Origin of the sequence: Rhodoferax sp. OV413 (genome assembly GCF_900104385.1) — a bacterium.
In the GTDB taxonomy this organism is placed as follows: Bacteria; Pseudomonadota; Gammaproteobacteria; order Burkholderiales; family Burkholderiaceae_C; genus Rhodoferax_B.
Window position 1 is genome coordinate 21,087 of record NZ_FNJA01000009.1, and the last position, 20,640, is coordinate 41,726.

The window sequence follows — 20,640 nt, forward strand, 5'->3', positions numbered from 1 at the left end:
GCTTGTTCAACACCTTATCGGCCTCCAGCGCTTATTCCATCAGCGCCAACAGCTACATAAAGAGTAGCGCCGCATGAGTACGGCCCGGATCCGCCAGCAATCCCAGGACGCTTTGCTGCAGCGGCACCTGCACGCCTTCTTCGGCGCGCTCGAACACGGCGCCATGGACATGCTGCGCGACAGCCTGCAGTGGCAGGAGATCAGCGGCGGCGAGACCCTGATGGCCCAGGGCGACGCGGGCGACGCCATGTACCTGGTGGTCAGCGGCAGGTTGCGCGCCTATGTGCAGGCCCCCGACGGCAGCCTGCGCAAGGTGGCCGAGATCACCCGCGGCCAGGTGGTGGGCGAAATGAGCCTGTACACCGGCGCACCCCGCGCAGCCACGGTGGTGGCGGTGCGCGACACGGTGCTGGCCCGGCTCGACCAGCCGGCCTTTCGCCGGCTGCTGGCGCGCAGCGCCCAGGTGTCGCTGGCGCTGACCCGGCAGATCATCCGCCAGCTGAAGGACGACCAGCCCCAGGCGTCGAAGGACACCCTGGTCACCATGGGCCTGCTGCCGATCACCAGCGACCTGGGCGGCGTGGCACTCGCCGACTTTGCCGAACGGCTGGCCGCCCAGCTGGCGCCCAAGGGCCGGGTTTGCGTGGTCAGCCGGCACGACATCGACCAGCAGCTGGAAGCCATAGGCCTGGGCCCCAGCGACAACACCGACAAGGAAACCCAGCGCCGCATCGCCATGCTGCTGGACGCCATCGAGGCCGAGCATGACTTCGTGCTGCTGCTGGCCGACGCCGGCCCCACGGCCTGGACCCAGCGCTGCTGCCGCCACTGCGACGAGCTGCTGCTGCTGGCCGATGCCACCCAGCCGCCGGCGCTGCACCCCATCGAAACCCAGTTCCTGATGCGCCGCCCGGCGCTGACCGAGGCCGCCGAAATCCTGGTGCTGCTGCACCCGGCCGACCAGCATGCGCCGCGCGGCACCCGGGACTGGCTGGCCCGCCGCCCGCTGGCCGGGCACTTCCACATCCGCCCGGCGCTGGAGCGCGACATGGCGCGGCTGGCCCGCATCCAGAGCCGCACCGCGGTAGGCTTGGTACTGGCCGGCGGCGGCGCGCGCGGCCTGGCGCACCTGGGCGTGTACCGCGCGCTGCTGGAGCGCAAAACCGAGATCGACTGGGTCGGCGGCACCAGCATAGGCGCGGTGATGGCCACCTATGTGGCCTCCGACCAGCCGCTGGACAGCATCATGGCAAACGCCCGGCGCGCGTTTGCCACCAACCCCACGGGCGACTTCAACCTGTTCCCGGTACTGTCGCTGATCAAGGGCCTGCGGCTGCACCGCATCCTTTCGCGCGCGGTAGAGGAGCTGCTGGGCTTCGATGCCGACGTGGAAGACCTGTGGAAGAACTTCTACTGCGTGGCGACCAATTTCTCCACCGCCAGCGAACAGCGCATCGCCAGCGGCAACCTGGTGCACGCCCTGCTGGCCAGCACCTCGATCCCCGGCGCGCTGCCGCCGGTGATCCACGGCAACGACTTGCTGTGCGACGGCGGCAGCTTCAACAACTTCCCGGTGAACGTGATGCGCGGCATGCGCGGCGTGGGCCGAGTGATCGGCGTAGACCTGAACATCCGCACCCCGGTGCGGGTCGACCACGCCGAGATGCCGGGCACCTGGGCCCTGCTGCGCGACCGGCTGCGCCCGCACAGCCAGCGCCGCTACCGCCTGCCCTCCCTGCCCTCGTACCTGATGACGGTGACCATTCTGTACAGCATGTCGCGCCAGGCCAGCGCCCAGCAGCAGTGCGACCTGTACTTCAACCCGCCGCTGACCCGAGTCGGCATCCTGCAGTGGCGGCGCTTCGAGAACATCGTCCAGCGCGGCTATGCGCATGCGGTGCAGGTGCTGGGCAAGGCCTAGCACACCCCCTAGCAAAAACCCGCTGCCATCTGAGCGGCATCGGCCTATAGTGGGCTGATCTGCAGCACCCCGGGGAACCGCACCATGCGTATGACCGACGAAGAGTACTTCCGCAGCTGTGTCGCAAAAGAGCGGCAACTGGCCCATCTGCTGGGCCACCACCAGATCGAAGAATGCTACGAATCCGCCGGCACGCTGTGGGAAGGCCGAGACAAGCTGCCGCAGTGGACCCGCCAGTGGAGCGCCTGCGGGCCGCTGCTGGTGCAGCACCGCATCGGCCTGGTGTTCGGCTCGGATGCGGCGGGCGGCTTCGTGGTCGCCGGCCACACCACCCAGCACTTCGCCGACCACCCGAACCCCGACCGCGCAGTGATGCTGGCGGTGGTGAAGGAAGTGATTCACCGGCTCGAACACCCGAAGGCCGTGCGCGCCGCCTGAAGACGTGTTCAGTGAGCGGTTTTGGAAGGCGCTAATTGCTATGGTTTTCAGCCGCTTAGCGGGGCTTCATTCGGGGGGCAATGGCTAGAATTTCTAGCCATGAACCTCCCTCAATTGCGCCTGGATACACCGTGGAATACCGAGTTCATGCTGCCTCGGGTAACCGACAACGCCCAGCTGCTGGAACTGCAAATCCTGCTCGGCGGCCTGCAGCTGGTGCTGAGCCGGGTGCACCCGGCTTTTGCGGCCAGCCGCTTCACCGCTACCCGGCAACTGGCGGCGCGGATTACCCGGGCGATTGAATACCAGGACGCGCACAAAGCCCACATGGGCAGCGCCGACCTGCAGCGCTCGCTGAACGAAACCGAGCGTGCGCTCGACCCCGGCAGCCTGATGGTGCTGCGCAAGCTGCTGACCCAGACCCTGAAGGAAGAGCAGGAACAAGCCGATACTGGCCATGCCGAGTTCACCTACAGCGACTTCATCGCCGAAGAACGCCTGGCCGGGCAGCAGCTGGCCGCGCATTGAACTTTGTGCGGCGGGCGCACCAAGTAAGGGCGCGGACAAACCCCAAAAGGGTTAATCCCAATACGGATTGGCAGACGAAGGGATAAAGTCTCGCCAACTTGCAAAGAGGCCCAGCGCTTCTTTCCGCGAGGGTCCGGGGAGACACCCAGCCAGAATGATCACAATATTTAATTAGGCATCCGAACGAGATGTTTTTTGAAAAGCGCCGCTAACCCCGGCGCTTTTTTCTTTTCTGGCTCACCCCCAGGCTCCACACTTCGTGTTTCCGCCAACCCCCTTGCAGGGGGCGATACCAGTGGCCCGGCAGAGCCGGTCCCACGGTATCTCTGGAAGGGGTGTCATTGCGCCGGGTATAGACGTTTTTGGCTGCTGGCGCTTATATAGCTTACGCTAGCCGCTACTCAATCTATAGCATTTTCGGATGCGACAATCTTGGCCATGGAACTCTTGTTTGTGTCGCTGGCCTCGCTGCTGGCCGGTTTTGTCGATGCGATTGTGGGCGGCGGCGGCTTGATCATGGTGCCCGCTTTGTTCACGGCCTTTCCCACCACCCACCCGGCAACGCTGTTTGGCGTGAACAAGGGCGCCTCAATTTGGGGCACGGGCTTTGCCACCTGGCAGTACAGCCGGCGGGTGCAGCTGCGTTGGCAGTCGCTGCTGCCGGCGGCCGGTGCGGGCTTTGCCGGGGCCTTTGCCGGCGCCTGGCTGGTAACGGTAGTGCCGAGCGACTTTCTGCGCAAGCTGCTGCCGGTGGTGCTGCTGGCGGTGCTGGTCTACACCCTTGTGAAGAAAGACCTGGGCCGGGTGCATGCGCCACGCTTCAACGGCCTGCAGGAGACCCTGATCGCCAGCGCTGTCGGCCTGACCATCGGCTTCTACGACGGCTTCTTCGGCCCGGGCACGGGCAGCTTCTTCGTGTTTCTACTGGTGCGCTGGCTGGGCTACGACTTCCTGCACGCCTCGGCCTCGGCCAAGCTGCTGAACACCGCCACCAACCTGGCAGCGCTGATCCTGTTTGTCTCCACCGGCCACATCTGGTGGCATTTCGTGCTGCCCATGGCGATTGCCAATGTACTGGGCAGCGTGCTGGGCTCGCGCCTGGCGCTGAAGCACGGCACGGGCTTTGTGCGCGGCGTGTTCATCGTGGTGGTGGGTGCGCTGATCCTGAAGACCAGCTACGCCGCCTTCGCGGCCTGACGGCTCAGGGGCGGCGGGCCGCAGACGCCGCCGAAACCGGTACAGCCGAGGCCGCAGCCACCGGCCGGGACGCCGCCGCCACGGGCGCCGATGCCGCCAGCGCGGCGGCAGACAGGCTGGGCAGGCCCGGCACATCGGCCACCGCCCGCGGCTGGCCGATGGGGGTTTGCGCCTGGCCCTGGCGCACCGCGGCCAGGTCTTGCTCGCTCGGGTATTGCTGCAGCAGCCAGTAGTCGAACACCCGGCGGGCGATAGGCGCGGCCGCGGCGCCGCCGAAGCCAGCGTTTTCCACCACCATGGCCAGGGCGATCTTCGGGTCGTCGGCCGGTGCAAAGGCCATGTACAGGGCGTGGTCGCGGAAGCGTTCGGGCGTGGTGGCGGCGTTGTACTTCTCGTTCTTGCCGATCGACACCACCTGGGCGGTACCGGTCTTGCCAGCTGCCACATAGGGCGCGCCGCGGAACGCCGTGGCGCCCGTGCCCTCGATATTCACGCCGACCAGGGCCCTCTTGATGACCTGGATGTTCTCCGGCTTGGCGCTGATCTCGGCCTTGATCTCGCGCAGGGTCTGCTGCGAGGTATGGGTCACCACGTCGGTGATTTCCTTCACCAGGTGCGGCTTCATCTTCACGCCGTCATTGGCGATCACGCCGGTGGCCAGGGCCAGCTGCAGCATGGTGAAATTGTTGTAGCCCTGGCCAATGCCCAGCGAAATGGTTTCGCCCGCGTACCACTTCTGCTGCTCGGGGCGCTTGTAGGCGCGGCGCTTCCAGGCGGTGGACGGCAGCACGCCGCGCACCTCGCCAAAGATGTCGATGCCGGTGAGCGCGCCAAAGCCGAACTTGCTGATCTCGTCGTGCATCAGGTCCACGCCCATGTCGTTGGCCAGGATGTAGTAGTAGGTGTCGCAGGACTGGACGATGGATTTGTACATGTCGACCACGCCGTGGCCGCCTTCCTTGTCGTCGCGGAAGCGGTGGTTGCCGAGTACGAAGAAGCCGGGGTCCAGAATGGTTTGCTGCGGCGTGCGCTTGCCGGTTTCCAGCGCAGCCAGCGCCATGAAGGGCTTATAGGTGGAGCCCGGCGGGTAGGTGCCGCGCAGCGCCCGGTTCAGCAGCGGCTTGTCGGGCGACTCGTTCAGCGCCTGCCAGTTTTCGGCATCGATGCCTTCAACAAACAGATTCGGGTCAAAGGTGGGCTTGCTGACGAAGGCCAGCACCTCGCCGGTCTTAGGGTCCAGCGCCACCATGGCGCCGCGGCGGTCGCCGTACAGGTCTTCGATCAGCTTTTGCAGCTTGATGTCGATGGACATGACCACGGTGTTGCCCGGCGTGGCAGGGTTGCTGGCCAGGCGGCGCACGGCACGGCCGCCGGCCGAGGTTTCGATTTCTTCCACTCCGGTCAGGCCGTGCAGCTGGCTCTCGTAGCTTTGCTCCACGCCGAGCTTGCCTATGTATTCGGTGCCACGGTAGTTGTCGGCGTCGTCAGACTCGTCGATGCGGGCTTTTTCCGCCTGGTTGATGCGGCCGATGTAGCCGATCACATGGCTGGCCAGCTCGCCATACGGGTAGGTGCGGAACAGCCGGGCCTTGATGTCCACGCCAGGAAAGCGGTAGCGCTGGGCGGCGAAGCGGGCCACCTCGACATCGGTCAAACGGGTGCGGATCGGCAGGGATTCGAAGTTGCGCGACTCTTCGACCAGCTTCTTGAAGCGGCGCCGGTCGCGCAGTTGGATGTCCACCACCTCGGCCAGCTCGTCTATGGTCTGGGCCAGATCCGGCACCTTGCTGGGGGTGATCTCCAGGGTGTAGGCCGAGTAGTTACTGGCCAGCACCACACCATTGCGGTCCAGGATCAGGCCGCGGTTCGGTACCACCGGCACGATGGCGGTGCGGTTGTTTTCGGCGCGCTCCAGCAAGTCGTCATGCCGCACGATCTGCAGATAGGCCAGGCGCGTCGCCAGCCCGCAGAAAGCCAGCACCACCACCACACCCGCCGCCAGCAGCCGCATCCGAAAACGCGAGACCTCGACCCCTACATCGCGGAGTTCGGTCATAGAGGACGGGTCTTGTCGGGGTCAGGCGCCATCCGTTGTGGGGCTAGCAGGACAATGCTGACCAGCGGCCACAGCGCAGATTCCAGCAGCGGCGCAACCAGCAGCGACCAGCCCGGGAAGGTGCCGCCACCGGCCATGCGCAGCAGCAGCTCGATCAAATGGGCGGCGCCAAACAGCGGCAGCACCTGCATGGCCTGCGAGGGCACGGTAAACCACAGCAGGCGCCGGTGCATGGCGATGGCCAGAAAGCTCAACACCGAATAACCCAGCGCATGCTGGCCGAGCAGGCTGGTCTGGTGCACGTCCATGCACAGACCGAACACAAAGGCAGTGCCAATGGCCACGCGCTGCGGCTGGTGCACGCTCCAGAACACCAGCAGCACCGCCAGCAGGTCCGGCACCCAGGGCGCGCGGCCCCACAGCCCGATGTTCTCGGCCATGTTGACCAGCAGCGCCAGCACCAGGCTGGCGCCAATGAACACCGGGTTCGCAGGCAGCAGCAGCTGCTGGCCGGGGCGCATGATCATATGGAGCTCCTGCGCTTATGTAGCATCACTTTTTAGCTCCTTTTTTTGGAGCAACTGGCGGCAAGGCGGCAGGAATTTCGGGCAGCTGTGAGCCCACCGGCTGCAGCACCATCACATGGCGTGCCGCAGCCACCTGGGCGACCGGCGTGCAATAGATGCGGGCAAAAGCCGAATCGGCGCGGCGCTCGATCTTGGCGATCTTGGCGACCTGCAGGCCGACCGGGTAGACACCGTCGACGCCGCTGGTGGTCAGCACATCGCCCACCTGCACGTCGGAGTTGCCGGCCATGAAACGCAGCTCCAGCTGACCGCCAAACGACGAAGGGTCGCCATAGGCCACGCTGCGCGCGCCGGTGCGGGTGTTCAGTACGGGAATCGCCTGGTCGCGGTCGATCAGAAGGGTGACTTCGCTGACCATCGGATAGGCGCGGGTGACCTGGCCGAGCACGCCCAGACCGTCTAGCACCGGCGATCCGGCCACCACGCCCTGGGCCGTTCCCCGGTCGATCACTACCTTGCGGGTGTAGGCGTCGGCGGCGTCGTACAGCACTTCGGCACTTTGCGACGGAGTGGTGATGTGGGCGCGCAGCTCCAGCAGTTGGCGCAGGCGCTGGTTTTCCAGGGTCAGCTGTTCCACTTGGCCGGAGCGCAGAGACTGGGCCGCCAGCTGGCGCTCGGCGTTATCGGCCTTGGCCTGCAACGCGCCCATGCCCTCGAAATAGGCGCCACCGCCCTGCAGCAGCCGCAGCGGCTCCAGCACCATCCACTGCACCGGGTACAGCGCGATCGCAAGACCAGCACGCAGCGGCCGCATCAGCGCAAAGCGCGAATCGGCCACCATCAGGAACAGAGACAGCGCGCTGAAGAAAACCAGTTTGGTCAGGGCCGAAGGACCCTGTTTGAAGAACGGGGGCGGGGTCCTGTCCAGCGTACCGAGTGGCATCGCCGCAAGCTCCTACAACGCTTATTCGCTGGTGAAGATCGAGCCCAGGCGCTCCATCCGCTCCAGTGCAATACCGCAGCCGCGCACCACGCAGGTCAGCGGCTCTTCGGCCACCAGCACCGGCAGGCCGGTTTCTTCGGCCAGCAGGCGGTCCAGGTCGCGCAGCAGTGCGCCACCGCCGGTCAGCATCATGCCGCGGTCGGCAATGTCGGCCCCGAGCTCGGGCGGGGTTTGTTCCAGCGCGTTCTTGACGGCCGCCACGATGTTGTTCAGAGGGTCGGTCAACGCTTCCAAAATCTCGTTGCTGGAGATGGTGAAGCTGCGCGGCACGCCTTCGGACAGATTGCGGCCCTTGACTTCCATCTCCTTGACTTCGGAGCCGGGGAAGGCCGAGCCGATGTTCTTCTTGATGGCTTCGGCGGTGGGCTCGCCGATCAGCATGCCGTAGTTACGGCGGATGTAGTTGATGATGGCGTCGTCGAAACGGTCGCCGCCGACGCGCACGCTGCCCTTGTAGACCATGCCGCCCAGCGAGATCACGCCGACTTCGGTGGTACCGCCGCCGATGTCGACCACCATGGAGCCGCTGGCCTCCGACACTGGCAGGCCAGCACCGATGGCCGCTGCCATGGGTTCTTCGATCAGATACACCTCGGAAGCACCGGCACCGAGTGCCGATTCACGGATGGCGCGGCGTTCCACTTGGGTAGAACCGCAGGGCACGCAGATGATGATGCGCGGGCTGGGGCGGAATACGCCGCGCGGGTGCACCATCTTGATGAACTGCTTGAGCATCTGCTCGGTGACGGTGAAGTCGGCAATCACGCCGTCCTTCATCGGGCGGATGGCCTCGATGTTGCCGGGCACTTTGCCCAGCATGGCCTTGGCTTCCTTGCCGACGGCCTGGATGGTTTTTTTACCCTGGGGTCCGCCTTCATGGCGGATGGCGACTACGGACGGTTCGTCGAGCACAATGCCCTTGCCGCGTACGTAAATCAGGGTGTTGGCGGTGCCAAGGTCAATGGCCAGGTCGGTCGAAAAATACCGACGAAAAGTCCCAAACATGCAAAATCCTCTCGGGCATGGCCTGCGCGTCGGCCTGCCATCGCCGTGTAAATACGGGTCGAAATAGGGGTTTTCGGTGCAAATGACGGCAAACGGGTAACCGCCACACCAAAGGCGGGATAATACCGCATCCCCTGTAGCGAACCACCGCCTACAGAGCGCAAAGTCCACTTTACATTCGTTTTCAACCCTGTTTCTGACATGGCACTGACACCTCCCGAAATCGACCGCATCGCCAATCTGGCCCGGCTGGAACTCCAACCTTCTGAGCGTGACCGCCTGCTGACCCAGCTCAATGGCTTCTTCGGCATCGTCGAAGCCATGCGCGCGGTAGACACCACCGGCATCGAGCCGCTGGCCCATCCGGTGGCCGCCATGCAGGACATCGTGCTGCGCCTGCGCGACGATGTGGTGAGCGAGCCCAACCAGCGCGAAGCCAACCAGCAGACCGCCCCGGCCGTCGAGCGCGGTCTGTTCCTGGTTCCCAAAGTCATTGAATAAAGCGCCATGAGTCTCCCCACACAGCTACACGACCTGACGCTGGTCGAACTGGCGCAGCAATTGCGCGCCCGCAAAGTCTCCGCCGTCGAAACCACCCAGCATTTCCTGGCCCGCGCCCAGGCCCATAGCGGGCTCGGCAGCTACCTGGCGATGGATGAAGCCGTCAGCCTGCGCCAGGCCCAGGCCGCCGATGCCCGCTTAGCCAATGGCACGGCCGGCACGCTGGAAGGCGTGCCGATGGCGCACAAGGACATCTTTGTGACCAAAGACTTCCCGACCACCGCCGGCTCCAAGATGCTAGACGGCTATCGCTCATCTTTTGATAGCACAGTCGTGAACCAGCTGGCGCAGCAGGGCGTGGTTACGCTGGGAAAATTGAACTGCGACGAATTCGCCATGGGCTCGGCCAACGAGAACTCGGCCTTTCAGCCGGTACTGAACCCCTGGGACCGCACGCGGATTCCCGGCGGCTCGTCGGGCGGCAGCGCCGCAGCGGTGGCCGCGCGCCTGCTGCCGGCAGCCACCGGCACCGACACCGGCGGCTCGATCCGCCAGCCGGCCTCGTTCTGCGGCATCACCGGCATCAAGCCCACCTACGGCCGGGCCTCGCGCTACGGCATGGTGGCATTTGCCTCCAGCCTGGACCAGGCCGGCCCGATGGCACGCAGCGCCGAAGACTGTGCGCTGCTGCTGAGCGCCATCTGCGGCCCCGATCTGGACCGCGACTCGACATCGCTGGATATTCCCGCCGAAGACTACAGCCGTCAGCTGAACGACTCGATCGACGGCCTGCGCATCGGCGTGCCCGCCGAGTTCTTCGGCGAAGGCCTGGCGCCTGACGTGCGCGCCGCTGTCGACGCCGCTCTGCAGCAGTACCAGAAGCTGGGCGCCAAGCTGGTGCCCATCAGCCTGCCGCGCACCGAGCTGTCGATCCCGGTCTACTACATCATTGCGCCGGCCGAGGCCTCGAGCAACCTGAGCCGCTTCGACGGCGTGAAGTTCGGCCACCGCGCCGACAAGTACACCGACCTGGTCGACATGTACAAAAAGACCCGTTCTGAGGGCTTTGGCGACGAGGTGAAGCGCCGCATCATGATCGGCACCTATGTGCTGAGCCACGGCTACTACGACGCCTACTACCTGCAGGCGCAAAAAATCCGCCGCATGATCGCCAACGACTTCCAGCAGGCGTTCCAGCAATGCGACGTGATTGCCGGCCCGGTAGCGCCCACCGTAGCCTGGAAGCTAGGCGACAAATCCGCCGACCCGGTGGCCGCCTACCTGGCCGACATCTTCACGCTGTCGTCCTCGCTGGCCGGCCTGCCCGGCATGAGCGTGCCCGCCGGTTTTGGCGAAGCCAGCATGCCCGTCGGCCTGCAGCTGATCGGCAACTACCTGCAAGAAGCCAAGCTGCTGAACGTGGCCCACCGCTTCCAGCAGGCCACCGACTTCCACACACGCCAACCCGCGGGCTTCTGATATGAGCAAAGCAACCCCTTCCCTGCTGGTGCAGGGCTATGAAGTCGTCATCGGCTTCGAAACCCATACCCAGCTGTCAACCCAGAGCAAGATCTTCAGCCGCGCCTCCACGGCCTTCGGCGCCGAGCCGAACACCCAGGCCTGCGCTGTCGACCTGGCCCTGCCCGGCACCCTGCCGGTGATGAACAAGGGCGCAGTCGAGCGCGCCATCCAGCTCGGCCTGGCGCTGGGTTCGCACATCGCGCCGCGCAGCGTATTTGCGCGCAAGAACTACTTCTACCCCGATCTGCCCAAGGGCTACCAGATCAGCCAGTTCGAGATCCCGGTGGTGCAAGGCGGCAGCGTCGAGTTCTTCCTGGGCGACGAGAAGAAGAGCGTGCGCCTGGTGCGCGCGCATCTGGAAGAAGATGCGGGCAAATCGCTGCACGAAGACTTCATCGGCCAGACCGGCATCGACCTGAACCGCGCGGGCACGCCGCTGCTGGAGATCGTCACCGAGCCCGATATGCGCTCCAGCGCCGAGGCCGTGGCCTACGCCAAAGAGCTGCACAAGATCGTCACCTGGATCGGCATCTGCGACGGCAATATGCAGGAAGGTTCGTTCCGCTGCGACGCCAACGTGTCGGTGCGCAAGCCCGGCGGCCCATTGGGCACGCGCCGCGAAATCAAGAACCTGAACAGCTTCAAGTTCATGCAGCAGGCCATCGACTATGAAGTCCGCTGGCAGATCGAGCAGATCGAAGACGGCCTGGAGATCCAGCAGGCCACCGTGCTGTTCAACCCCGACACCGGCGAAACCCGCGCCATGCGGACCAAGGAAGACGCGGCCGACTACCGCTACTTCCCCGACCCGGATCTGCCGCCGCTGGTGGTGGCGCCCGAGTGGGTGGAGCGCGTGCGCTCCGAGATGGCCGAGCTGCCGCGCGTGATGGCGGCGCGCTTTGCCGCGGACTACGGCCTGTCCGAGTACGACGCCAGCGCGCTGACCCAAAGCAAGGAAATCGCCCGCTATTTCGAGGCCGCCATCGACGCCAGCGCGCCGCCCAAGCTGGCCGCCAACTGGATCATGGGCGAGCTGGCCCGGCGCCTCAACACCCAGGACCTGGGCATCGAGCACGCCCCGCTGCCCGCCGAAAAGCTGACCCAGATACTGGCCCGTATCGCCGACAACACCATCTCCAACAACGCCGCCAAGCAGGTGTTCGATGCGCTGTGGACCGATACCGAAGCGCAGGTCGATGCAGTGATCGAGGCCAAGGGCCTGAAGCAGATGAACGACACCGGCGCGCTGGAAGCCATCGTCGACACCGTGATCGCCGCCAACGCCAAGAATGTGGCCGAGTTCAAGGCTGGCAACGAGAAAGCGCTGAACGCGCTGGTCGGCCAGATCATGAAGGCCAGCGCCGGCAAGGCCAACCCGGGCCAGGTCAACGCACTGCTCAAAGCCAAGCTGGCAGCGCAATAGGGTTCACTCCATCGGTTCGCGCAACCGGAGGAGTAGCAAGAATATTTTTAAGCCTTTCAGGGCTCTAGCGCTTATAGCGCGTGCGGCAGAAGCTACAAAATAAGTAGCGCGCTATTTTGCCGTTCCAGCCCATAGCGGCTTGAGCCGGGCCAGCTCTTCGTCGAACCGGTCGTTCACGCGCTTCTTCTCCAACTGCTGGTTGGCGATGAAGCGCTGCTGGGCAACCAGGTTTTCCTCGAACTCGTTGACCCGGCGGCGCAAGTGGGCCGGGATTTTGGAGGGGTCGCTCTTGTAGAACTCGAGCTCGCTGTCCAGCGTCTTGCGCTGCTGGGCCAGCTCTTCCATGCGCTTGTTGGCGGTCTGGATCACGGCGTCTACCTGGGTCAGGGCGCTGGCCCGTTCGGCATCGTGGGCCGCCTGGTCTTTGTAGCGCAGCAGCATGGCGCGGTTGCGGCGGCGCTCGTCGTTGATGCGGGCCCGTTCTTCGGCGGCTTTCTTGTCGCGGATTTCCTGCTCGTTGGCTTCCTGGGCTGTCAGTATGGGGCCCATGCTGCGCTTGACGGTGCCGCTGGCATTGAGCTCTTTTTGCTCCCGGTCCAGGCATTCGGGAATCGGCCGGTCCGAGGTGATTTTCTTGCCGCGGCTATCCGTACAGGTAAAGATGCCTTGCGCACTGGCAGCGCCGAGCAGACCGCCACATACAGCCGCCACCCCCCACCATCTTGCCCAAGCCATCACATGGTTCATGCATTTACGCCATAACGCTGCCGGTAATCCAGCACCCGAAGGTGGTGGGCGCGCATGGCGTCCGTGCCATTGCTTTCCAAGTATTGCAGCAAATCCGCCAGCTTGGCGATCGCGCAGACCTGCAATCCGAGCTGATCGCGCACATATTGCACCGCACTGTGCGGTACATCACGGCCGTCCTCGGTGGCCATCTCCTGCCGGTCCAGCGCAATCGCCACCGCATAGGGCGTGGCACCAGCGGCCTGGATCATGGCGATGGATTCGCGCACCGCCGTGCCGGCCGACATCACGTCGTCGACGATCAGCACCCGCCCCTTGAGCGGTGCGCCTACCAGGGTGCCGCCTTCGCCGTGGTCCTTGGCTTCTTTGCGGTTGTAGGCAAACGGCAGATTGCGGCCTTGCCGCGCCAGCTCGACCGCTACCGTGGCCGCCAGCGGAATGCCCTTGTAGGCCGGGCCAAAAATCATGTCAAACTCGATGCCGCTGTGCAGCAGAGCCTGTGCATAGAATTCGGCCAGGCGCTGCATGCGGGCGCCGTCGTCAAACAGCCCGGCATTGAAGAAATAGGGGCTCATGCGGCCGGCTTTGGTTTTGAATTCACCAAACCGCAGCACCCCTGCATCGACTGCAAACTGCACAAAATCCTGCGCTAAGCTGTCTGGCGCTTTGCTAATCACCATGGGGGAAATCCTTGTTCAAATTAACCAGCCTGAATCTCAACGGCATCCGCTCGGCCAGCAGCAAGGGCGTAGAGGCCTGGATCGCTGCCACCGCGCCGGATTGTATTTGTGTCCAAGAAGTAAAGGCCCAAGCCGCCGATGTGCAGGGCAAGTTCGAGCAACTTGCGGGACTGCAAGGATACTTTCACTTTGCAGAAAAGAAGGGCTATTCCGGCGTCGGCGTGTACTCGCGGCATACGCCCAGCGAGGTGGTGACGGGCTATGGTTCGCACGAGTTCGATGCCGAAGGCCGCTATGTCGAACTGCGCTTTGACACACCGAAACGCAAGCTGTCCATCATCAGCTGCTACTTCCCCAGCGGCTCGTCTGGCGAAGAACGGCAACTGGCCAAATTCCGGTTTCTGGCCGAGATGGGTCCCTACCTGGCCAGCCTGCGCAAAACCCGCGAGTTCATCCTCTGCGGCGACGTCAATATCGCCCACCAGCAGATCGACCTGAAAAACTGGCGTAGCAACCAGAAGAACAGCGGCTTCCTGCCCGAAGAGCGCGCCTGGATGAGCTATGTGCTGGCCCACCCCGAGGCCGCCGAAGCCGCCGGCCTGGGCCTGGTCGATGTCTACCGCCTGCTGCAGCCCACCGCCACCGACACCGCCTACACCTGGTGGAGCAACCGCGGCCAAGCCTATGCGAACAACGTCGGATGGCGGCTCGACTACCACCTGGCCACACCCGCGCTGGCGGCACTGGCGCGCAGCGAGCACATCTACAAAGACGTGAAGTTCTCCGACCACGCGCCGATCACCGTGGACTACGAGTTGACGCTGTAAGCCCCCACTCCCCACCATGAGCACAGACCACCCCAGCGGCTGGATTACCGCCGCCGACGTCGCCCGCAAGGCCGGTGTTTCTCGCTCCGCGGTGTCGCGCACCTTCACCGAGGGGGCCAGCGTATCGCCCGAGACCCGCGAGAAGGTGCAGCGTGCGGCCGAGGCCCTGGGCTACCAGGTCAACATGCTGGCGCGCAGCATGATCCAGCGCCAGAGCAACCTGGTGGGCGTGGTGGTCAAGGGTTTTGACGACCCGTTTCTGCAAAGCCTGCTCGGCCCCATCACCCACCACCTGGCTCTGCGCTCGCTGGCCCCGCTGCTGATGGACGCCAGCGAACCAGCGCAGCTGGCCAAGTCGTTGCGGCATCTGCTGCAGTACCGGATCGCGGGCGTGATCCTGACCTCGGGCACACCGCCCATCCAGCTGGCCCAGGAATACCTGCGGCTGCGCGTGCCGGTGGCCATGATCAACCGCGCCCCGGATCTGGAAGGCGTGGACGTGGTCAACAGCGACCACTTCGAAGGCGGTGCACTGGCGGCCCGTACCCTGCTGGCCAGTGGTGCGCGCAAGCTGGTGTTTTTAAGCTCCTCCCGCACCACCTACAGCGCCCGCGTGCGGGGCGAAGGCTTCGTCCAGGCCCTGGCCGCCGCGGTGCAACGCGGCGAGGCCAGCCTGCGCCACTTTGACGCCAGCGGGGCCACCTATGCGGGCGGATTTGAAGCCGCGCAAACCCTGCTGGCCGACGCACAGAACCGGCCGGACGGCGTGTTCTGCGCCAACGACGTGCTCGCCTGCGGCTTGGTCGACGGTGCGCGCCGCCAGTACGGCTTGCAGGTGCCGGCGGATTTTCAGGTGATCGGATTTGACGACATTCCCATGGCCGGCCTGTCCGCCTATGGGCTCACCACCCTGCGCCAGAACGTCGATGCGCTGGCCGAGAGCGCGGTCGCCTGCCTGGCCGAGCGCATGGCCGAACCCGACATGCCCAGCCGCACACTGCAGCTGCCAGTCGCGCTGGTCACGCGCGCCACCTCCCGCAAATAAGTAGCGGCTCAGGGAAGACCCTAGAGCGCAAACAAGCACGTTTGGCCTACATTGCACACGTGTGCAACGCGTTTGCACAAGTCCAAGAACACACCCTGGAGACAAACATGAAGCGCAAACTCAGCCCAAAACTTATCCTGTCCTCGCTGCTCCTGCTACCGCTGGCCGGCCAGGCCGCCGACCGCCTCAACGTGCTGTGCGCCGCCGACAACGACTGGTGCGAGGTGATGCGCAATGCGTTTGAAAAAGAAACCCAGGTCGAAGTCTCCATGGTGCGAAAGAGCGCAGGGGAAATCTTTGCCCAGATCCGCGCGGAAGCCAGCAACCCCAAGACCGACATCTGGTGGGCCGGTACCGGCGATCCGCATCTGCAGGCCGCCGCCGACGGCTTTACCGAGGTCTACAAATCGCCGCAGCTCGACAAGCTGCATCCCTGGGCGCAAAAGCAGGCCGAAATTTCCGGCTTCCGCACCGTCGGCATCTACGCGGGCCTGCTGGGTATTGGCTACAACCCCGAAGTGTTGAAGCAAAAGAAGATCGCACCGCCCCAGTGCTGGAAGGACCTGCTGAACCCGGCCCTGAAGGGCGAGGTGCAGATCGCCAACCCCAATTCCTCGGGCACGGCCTACGCCACCATCGCCACCCTGGTGCAGTTGCAGGGCGAGAACGAAGCCTTTGCCTTCATGAAGAAGATGAACGACAACGTCAGCCAGTACACCAAGAGCGGCTCGGCCCCGGCCAAGGCGCTGGCGCGCGGTGAGACCGCCATCGGCATCACCTTCCAGCACGACTTGCTGAAAGAAACCGTGGCCGGCTTCCCGGTCGAAGTGGTGTCGCCCTGCGAAGGCACGGGCTACGAGATCGGCTCCATGAGTCTGATCAAGGGCGCGAAGAACATGGCGGTGGCCAAGCGCTTCTACGAATTTGCGCTGCGCGCCGATGTTCAGTCCCTGGGCGCCAAGGCCAGCGCCTTCCAGGTGCCGTCGAACAAGACCGCCACCATCCCGGCCAAGGCGCCCCGGCTGGAAAGCGTGAAAACCATCAACTACGACTTTGCCAAGTACGGCAGTGACGAGGTGCGCAAGCGCCTGCTGAAACGCTGGGACGACGATATCTTCTCGCTGCCCCGCTAAGCCGCCGAAACACCACCCAACAGAGAGATATGGCTTGTGAATAAGTCTTTACGTGGCTGGCTGATGCTGGCCTTGACCGCCAGCGTGCTGCTGCCCTGGCATGCCCAGGAAGCCGGGTTCTGGGGCGGCGAATGGCTGCATGCCGGCTGGCCCGGCAACGACACCACCGCCGCCGCGCTCTGGCAGGTACTGGGCCTGCAGCGTTTCGGCCTGCTGCCGCTGCTGCTCTGGCCGGTTGCTGTGGGCCTGGTCTGCCTGGCGCCACTGCCACGCCGCACCCAGGGTGCCGCCTTGTGTGGGCTGGCCCTGGCGGCCCTGGGCTGGCTGGCCTGGCTGGGCTGGGGCCCTGCGGGCACCGGCCTGCCCGGCCTCGGCTGGGGCGCGCTGCTGTTCAGCGCCAGCGCGGTATTTGTGCTGACCACCGGTGCCGCCTGGATGGGCGCCTGCCGCGGTGATGTCTTCGTCTGCGGCGTAATCGGCATGCTGGTTGCGCTGGTCGGGCTGTTTGTGATGTTCCCGGTACTGCGGGTCTTGGCCAGCGCCTTCGAGCAGGGCACGGGCTTCAGCCTGCAAGCCGCCTGGGCCCGGGTCGCCGACGGCCGCATCTGGTCGCTGGGCTGCATCAGCGGAACCCGGCGTTGCGGCGTGGCCTGGAACACCATGTTCCTGGCGCTCTGCACCGCCGCCGGCGCAACCCTGCTGGGCCTGTGCTTTGCGCTGGTGGTCACACGCACCAGCTTCCGCTTCAAACGCATCCTGCGCGCGCTGACGGTGCTGCCCATCATCACCCCACCCTTCGTCATCGGCCTGGCGCTGATCCTGCTATTTGGCCGCAGCGGCGTGGTCTCGGCCTGGGTATCGCAAGCCTTTGACGTGCCCGCCGGGCGCGGCCTGTACGGCTTTTACGGCGTCTGGCTGGCACAGCTGCTGTCGTTCACACCCATCGCCTTCATGGTGCTGATCGGCGTGGTCGAAGGCGTGAGCCCATCGGTGGAAGAAGCCTCGCAAACCCTGGGCGGCGACCGCTGGACCACCTTCTGGCGCGTCTCGCTGCCGCTGATGCGGCCAGGCCTGGCCAATGCCTTCCTGGTGGCCTTCATCGAGAGCATGGCCGACTTCGGCAACCCCATGGTGCTGGGCGGCAACTACGGCGTGCTGTCCACCGAGATCTATTTCGCTATCGTCGGTGCGCAGAACGACGGCGGCCGCGCGGCCGGGCTCGGGCTGATCCTGCTGGTGTTCGCCGTCAGCGCCTTCCTGGCCCAGCGCCACTGGTTGGGCAACAAGTCCTACACCACAGTCACCGGCAAGGCCGACAACGGCCAGCATGTGGGGCTGGACCGGCGCCTGTCCGCCGTGCTGGCGGTCATCGCCACGCTGTGGACCAGCTTCACCCTGGTGCTGTACGGCATGATCCTGGCCGGCGGCTTCGTCAACCAATGGGGCCGCGACAACAGCTTCACGCTGCGCCACTACGCCAGCGCCTTCGGCATCGAAGCCGGCGAGCACGGCCTGCGCTGGGTCGGCACCGCCTGGGATTCGCTGTTCACCAGCCTGATGATTGCCGGCGTCTCGGCACCGCTGACCGCCGCCCTGGGTCTGACGGCTGCCTGGCTGCTGGTGCGCCAGCGCTTTGCCGGCAAGGCAGCGTTCGAGTTCGCCACCATGCTGAGCTTTGCCATCCCCGGCACCGTCATCGGCATCAGCTACATCCTGGCATTCAACATGCCGCCGATCGAACTTACCGGTACCGCCGCCATCCTGGTGCTGTGCTTTGTGTTCCGCAACATGCCGGTCGGCCTGCGCGGCGGCATGGCGGCCATGAGCCAACTGGACCGCAGCCTGGACGAAGCATCCACCATGCTGGGCGCCAACAGCTTCACCACCGCCCGCCGCGTGATCCTGCCGCTGATGCGGCCGGCGCTGAGCGCGGCCCTGGTGTACAGCTTTGTGCGCTCCATCACCTCCATCAGCGCGGTGGTGTTCCTGGTCAGCGCCAAGTACAACATGGCCACGGCCTACATCGTCGGCCTGGTGGAGAACGGTTCGTATGGCATCGCCATCGCCTACTCCAGCGCCCTCATCGTGGTGATGCTGGTGATCGTGTTGGCCGCACAGAGTTTGGTTGGCAAACGGCGGCTGCGCCGGGTCGAACGCGTCGAAGGGGCGGCACCCGCCCCCGTCTTTTCCTTAAAGGTTGAATCATGAGTACTGCCAACACGCAGGGCGCGCTGGTCTTCGAGCGCGTCACCAAACAATACGGCAAGGTCGTTGCCGTCAACGACGTGTCCTTCAGCATTCCGCAGGGCACGCTGGTCACCCTGCTCGGCCCCAGCGGCTGCGGCAAGACCTCGACGCTGCGGCTGATTGCCGGGCTCGAACACGTGAGCCAGGGCCGGATCTTCATAGGCGGCCAGGACGTGACCCAGCAGTCGGCCATTGAGCGCAATGTCAGCATGGTGTTCCAGTCGTATGCGCTGTTCCCGCACATGACGGTGCTGGAAAACGTGGCCTATGGCCTGGAAGTCGGCGGCGCCCGCAAGGCCGATGCCCGCGAGCAAGCCCTTGAAGGCCTGCGCCTGGTCGGCCTCACCGACTACGGCCCGCGCCTGCCCAGCGAACTTTCGGGCGGCCAGCAGCAACGCGTGGCCGTGGCCCGGGCCCTGGTGCTCAAGCCCCAGGTGCTGCTGCTCGACGAGCCGCTGTCCAACCTGGACACCAAGCTGCGCCGCCGCGTGCGCGAAGAAATCCGCGAGATCCAACAGCGCCTGCAACTCACCGCGGTCTATGTAACCCACGACCAGGAGGAAGCCCTGGCCGTGTCCGACCAGATCATCGTGATGAACAACCAGCGCATCGCCCAGCAGGGCACACCGCGTGAATTGTTCGACACCCCGGCCGACGAGTTCGTGGCCGACTTCATCTGCGACGCCAACCGCGTCAGCGGCGAAATCCTCGGCCAGGTCGCCGCAGGCAAGGCCGACTGCAGGGTCGGCGGCCTGTTGGTACAGCTGGCGAACCCACGTGCCTACCGCGGCGAAATCCGCATTGCGGTACGGCCCGACGCGGTGAACCTGACCCCTGCCAATAGCCAGCACATCCTGGTCGGCCAGGTACGCCATGCAGCCTTTCTGGGCACCGAAATGCAGTACGCGGTGGAGTCTCCACTGGGCGAGCTGTTTGTGCGCCAAACCGATGTGCAGCGGCCGCTGGCCGTCGGCTCATCGGTAGGCATAGGCTTCGCCGACCACGGCGTCTGCATCGTCGGAGGCCGCGCATGAGCAGCACCACGATTGAAGCGCGCTACGCGCTGGCCCAGAGCATCGCCCGCCAGGCCGGGCTGCAGGCCCTGGCCTGGTTCCGCAAGCGCGACGAGTTGGTGATCGAATCCAAGGGCTTGCAGGACATGGTCAGCGCCGCCGACAAGGACACCGAGCTGTACATCCGCGCCCAGGTGCTGGCGCGCTTTGCCGACGACGGCTTCCTGGGCGAAGAAGGCGGGCTAGCCCATGCCGATGCCGACTACCTGTGGGTGATCGACCCTATCGACGGCACGGCCTGCTTTGTCAACGGCATGCACGCCTGGTGCCTGTCCATCGCCGTCACCTACCAGGGCAAGCCGGTGATCGGCGTGGTCTATGACCCGAACAGCGACGAGATGTTCCACGCCTGCGCGGGCCAGGGCGCCTACGTGAACCAGCAAGCCATGCGCGCGCACGGCGCCAGCAGCATTACCGAAGGCGTGCTGGGCGTGGGCTTCTCGCACCGCGTGCCGGTCAGCGCCTTTGTGCCGTTTCTGGACCGCGTGCTGTCCAACGGCGGCATGTTCATCCGCAACGGCTCGGGCGCGCTGATGCTGTCTTACGTGGCCGCCGGCCGGCTGATTGGCTACTACGAGCCGCACATCAACTCCTGGGACTGCCTGGCCGCCATCGTGCTGGTGCAGGAAGCCGGCGGCACGGTGAACGATTTTCTGGCCGACAACGGCCTGCACGACGGCAACCCCATCATCGCCGCCGGCGCCCAGTTGTATGGGCCGCTGCTGGCGCTGATCCAGCCGACCTGAATCGCTACGCACTACCCAAAAA

The 20,640-nt window shown here is 65.2% G+C and carries 19 protein-coding genes; 13 read left to right on the forward strand and 6 right to left on the reverse strand.

Translation table 11 applies throughout. The annotated features are described in order from the left end of the window. Nucleotides 1-73 precede the first annotated feature (73 nt). The 4 genes from BLT66_RS23925 to BLT66_RS23940 all read left to right on the forward strand — a co-directional run bounded on the left by BLT66_RS23925 (nucleotide 74) and on the right by BLT66_RS23940 (nucleotide 4,084). Nucleotides 74-1,921 (forward strand): patatin-like phospholipase family protein, encoded by a 1,848-nt coding sequence (locus tag BLT66_RS23925; protein WP_092762008.1) that lies wholly within the window; start codon nucleotides 74-76, stop codon nucleotides 1,919-1,921. Nucleotides 1,922-2,005: 84 nt separating this feature from the next. Then, nucleotides 2,006-2,359, forward strand: a complete 354-nt coding sequence (locus tag BLT66_RS23930) for an aminoacyl-tRNA synthetase (RefSeq protein WP_092762010.1) — start codon at nucleotides 2,006-2,008, stop codon at nucleotides 2,357-2,359. A 99-nt stretch (nucleotides 2,360-2,458) separates the two neighbouring features. After that, a complete protein-coding gene (locus tag BLT66_RS23935) occupies nucleotides 2,459-2,887 on the forward strand; it encodes a hypothetical protein (RefSeq protein ID WP_143029281.1) in 429 nt (142 codons plus the stop codon). Nucleotides 2,888-3,325: 438 nt separating this feature from the next. Continuing rightward, on the forward strand, nucleotides 3,326-4,084 hold the full coding sequence (locus BLT66_RS23940; protein ID WP_092762014.1) for a sulfite exporter TauE/SafE family protein: 759 nt from the start codon (nucleotides 3,326-3,328) through the stop codon (nucleotides 4,082-4,084). Between the two features lie 4 nt (nucleotides 4,085-4,088). Here BLT66_RS23940 and mrdA read toward each other — a convergent pair whose 3' ends face one another. From mrdA to BLT66_RS23960, 4 genes are read right to left on the reverse strand one after another with little or no spacing between them, the layout of a single operon-like run. Next, complete coding sequence (gene mrdA, locus BLT66_RS23945) at nucleotides 4,089-6,140, reverse strand: penicillin-binding protein 2 (RefSeq protein WP_092762016.1); 2,052 nt, start codon at nucleotides 6,138-6,140, stop codon at nucleotides 4,089-4,091. Beyond that, a complete protein-coding gene (gene mreD / locus BLT66_RS23950) occupies nucleotides 6,137-6,667 on the reverse strand; it encodes a rod shape-determining protein MreD (RefSeq protein ID WP_092762018.1) in 531 nt (176 codons plus the stop codon). The genes mrdA and mreD overlap by 4 nt, the downstream gene beginning before the upstream one ends. A gap of 25 nt (nucleotides 6,668-6,692) precedes the next feature. Next, on the reverse strand, nucleotides 6,693-7,610 hold the full coding sequence (mreC, locus tag BLT66_RS23955; protein ID WP_092762020.1) for a rod shape-determining protein MreC: 918 nt from the start codon (nucleotides 7,608-7,610) through the stop codon (nucleotides 6,693-6,695). Nucleotides 7,611-7,631: 21 nt separating this feature from the next. Beyond that, nucleotides 7,632-8,675, reverse strand: a complete 1,044-nt coding sequence (locus tag BLT66_RS23960) for a rod shape-determining protein (protein ID WP_092762022.1) — start codon at nucleotides 8,673-8,675, stop codon at nucleotides 7,632-7,634. Between the two features lie 201 nt (nucleotides 8,676-8,876). Between BLT66_RS23960 and gatC the strand changes: the two genes are divergently transcribed. Genes gatC through gatB form a run of 3 tightly spaced genes read left to right on the forward strand, consistent with a single transcriptional unit; the run spans nucleotide 8,877 to nucleotide 12,120 of the window. Beyond that, a complete protein-coding gene (gatC, locus tag BLT66_RS23965) occupies nucleotides 8,877-9,176 on the forward strand; it encodes an Asp-tRNA(Asn)/Glu-tRNA(Gln) amidotransferase subunit GatC (RefSeq protein ID WP_092762024.1) in 300 nt (99 codons plus the stop codon). A gap of 6 nt (nucleotides 9,177-9,182) precedes the next feature. Then, nucleotides 9,183-10,655, forward strand: coding sequence for an Asp-tRNA(Asn)/Glu-tRNA(Gln) amidotransferase subunit GatA (gene gatA / locus BLT66_RS23970; protein WP_092762026.1), 1,473 nt, complete (start codon nucleotides 9,183-9,185; stop codon nucleotides 10,653-10,655). A gap of 1 nt (nucleotide 10,656) precedes the next feature. Next, nucleotides 10,657-12,120 carry an Asp-tRNA(Asn)/Glu-tRNA(Gln) amidotransferase subunit GatB gene (gene gatB, locus BLT66_RS23975; protein WP_092762028.1) on the forward strand — a complete coding sequence of 488 codons (1,464 nt, stop codon included), beginning with the start codon at nucleotides 10,657-10,659 and terminating at the stop codon, nucleotides 12,118-12,120. A 111-nt stretch (nucleotides 12,121-12,231) separates the two neighbouring features. On the opposite strand, the gene BLT66_RS23980 is transcribed toward gatB, so the two are convergent. Both BLT66_RS23980 and pyrE read right to left on the reverse strand, forming a co-directional pair. Further along, nucleotides 12,232-12,855: a DUF4124 domain-containing protein gene (locus BLT66_RS23980; RefSeq protein ID WP_092762191.1), complete on the reverse strand. Its 624-nt coding sequence runs from the start codon at nucleotides 12,853-12,855 to the stop codon at nucleotides 12,232-12,234. Nucleotides 12,856-12,863: 8 nt separating this feature from the next. Further along, on the reverse strand, nucleotides 12,864-13,547 hold the full coding sequence (gene pyrE, locus BLT66_RS23985; protein WP_092762030.1) for an orotate phosphoribosyltransferase: 684 nt from the start codon (nucleotides 13,545-13,547) through the stop codon (nucleotides 12,864-12,866). 11 nt (nucleotides 13,548-13,558) lie between these two features. On the opposite strand from pyrE, the gene BLT66_RS23990 reads away from it, so the two are divergent. The 6 genes from BLT66_RS23990 (at nucleotide 13,559) to BLT66_RS24015 (ending at nucleotide 20,618) form a co-directional block, all read left to right on the forward strand. Beyond that, nucleotides 13,559-14,374 carry an exodeoxyribonuclease III gene (locus tag BLT66_RS23990; protein WP_092762032.1) on the forward strand — a complete coding sequence of 272 codons (816 nt, stop codon included), beginning with the start codon at nucleotides 13,559-13,561 and terminating at the stop codon, nucleotides 14,372-14,374. A 16-nt stretch (nucleotides 14,375-14,390) separates the two neighbouring features. Further along, a complete protein-coding gene (locus BLT66_RS23995; protein ID WP_092762034.1) occupies nucleotides 14,391-15,419 on the forward strand; it encodes a LacI family DNA-binding transcriptional regulator in 1,029 nt (342 codons plus the stop codon). Nucleotides 15,420-15,526: 107 nt separating this feature from the next. Beyond that, nucleotides 15,527-16,552 (forward strand): ABC transporter substrate-binding protein, encoded by a 1,026-nt coding sequence (locus BLT66_RS24000; RefSeq protein ID WP_092762036.1) that lies wholly within the window; start codon nucleotides 15,527-15,529, stop codon nucleotides 16,550-16,552. Nucleotides 16,553-16,588: 36 nt separating this feature from the next. Further along, nucleotides 16,589-18,760 (forward strand): ABC transporter permease, encoded by a 2,172-nt coding sequence (locus tag BLT66_RS24005; protein WP_255407066.1) that lies wholly within the window; start codon nucleotides 16,589-16,591, stop codon nucleotides 18,758-18,760. Beyond that, complete coding sequence (locus tag BLT66_RS24010) at nucleotides 18,757-19,833, forward strand: ABC transporter ATP-binding protein (protein ID WP_092762040.1); 1,077 nt, start codon at nucleotides 18,757-18,759, stop codon at nucleotides 19,831-19,833. Before BLT66_RS24005 ends, BLT66_RS24010 begins: the two co-directional genes overlap by 4 nt. Further along, the gene (locus tag BLT66_RS24015; RefSeq protein WP_092762042.1) at nucleotides 19,830-20,618 is read left to right on the forward strand and encodes an inositol monophosphatase family protein; all 789 of its coding nucleotides are present in this window, start codon (nucleotides 19,830-19,832) and stop codon (nucleotides 20,616-20,618) included. The genes BLT66_RS24010 and BLT66_RS24015 overlap by 4 nt, the downstream gene beginning before the upstream one ends. Nucleotides 20,619-20,640: the final 22 nt, after the last annotated feature.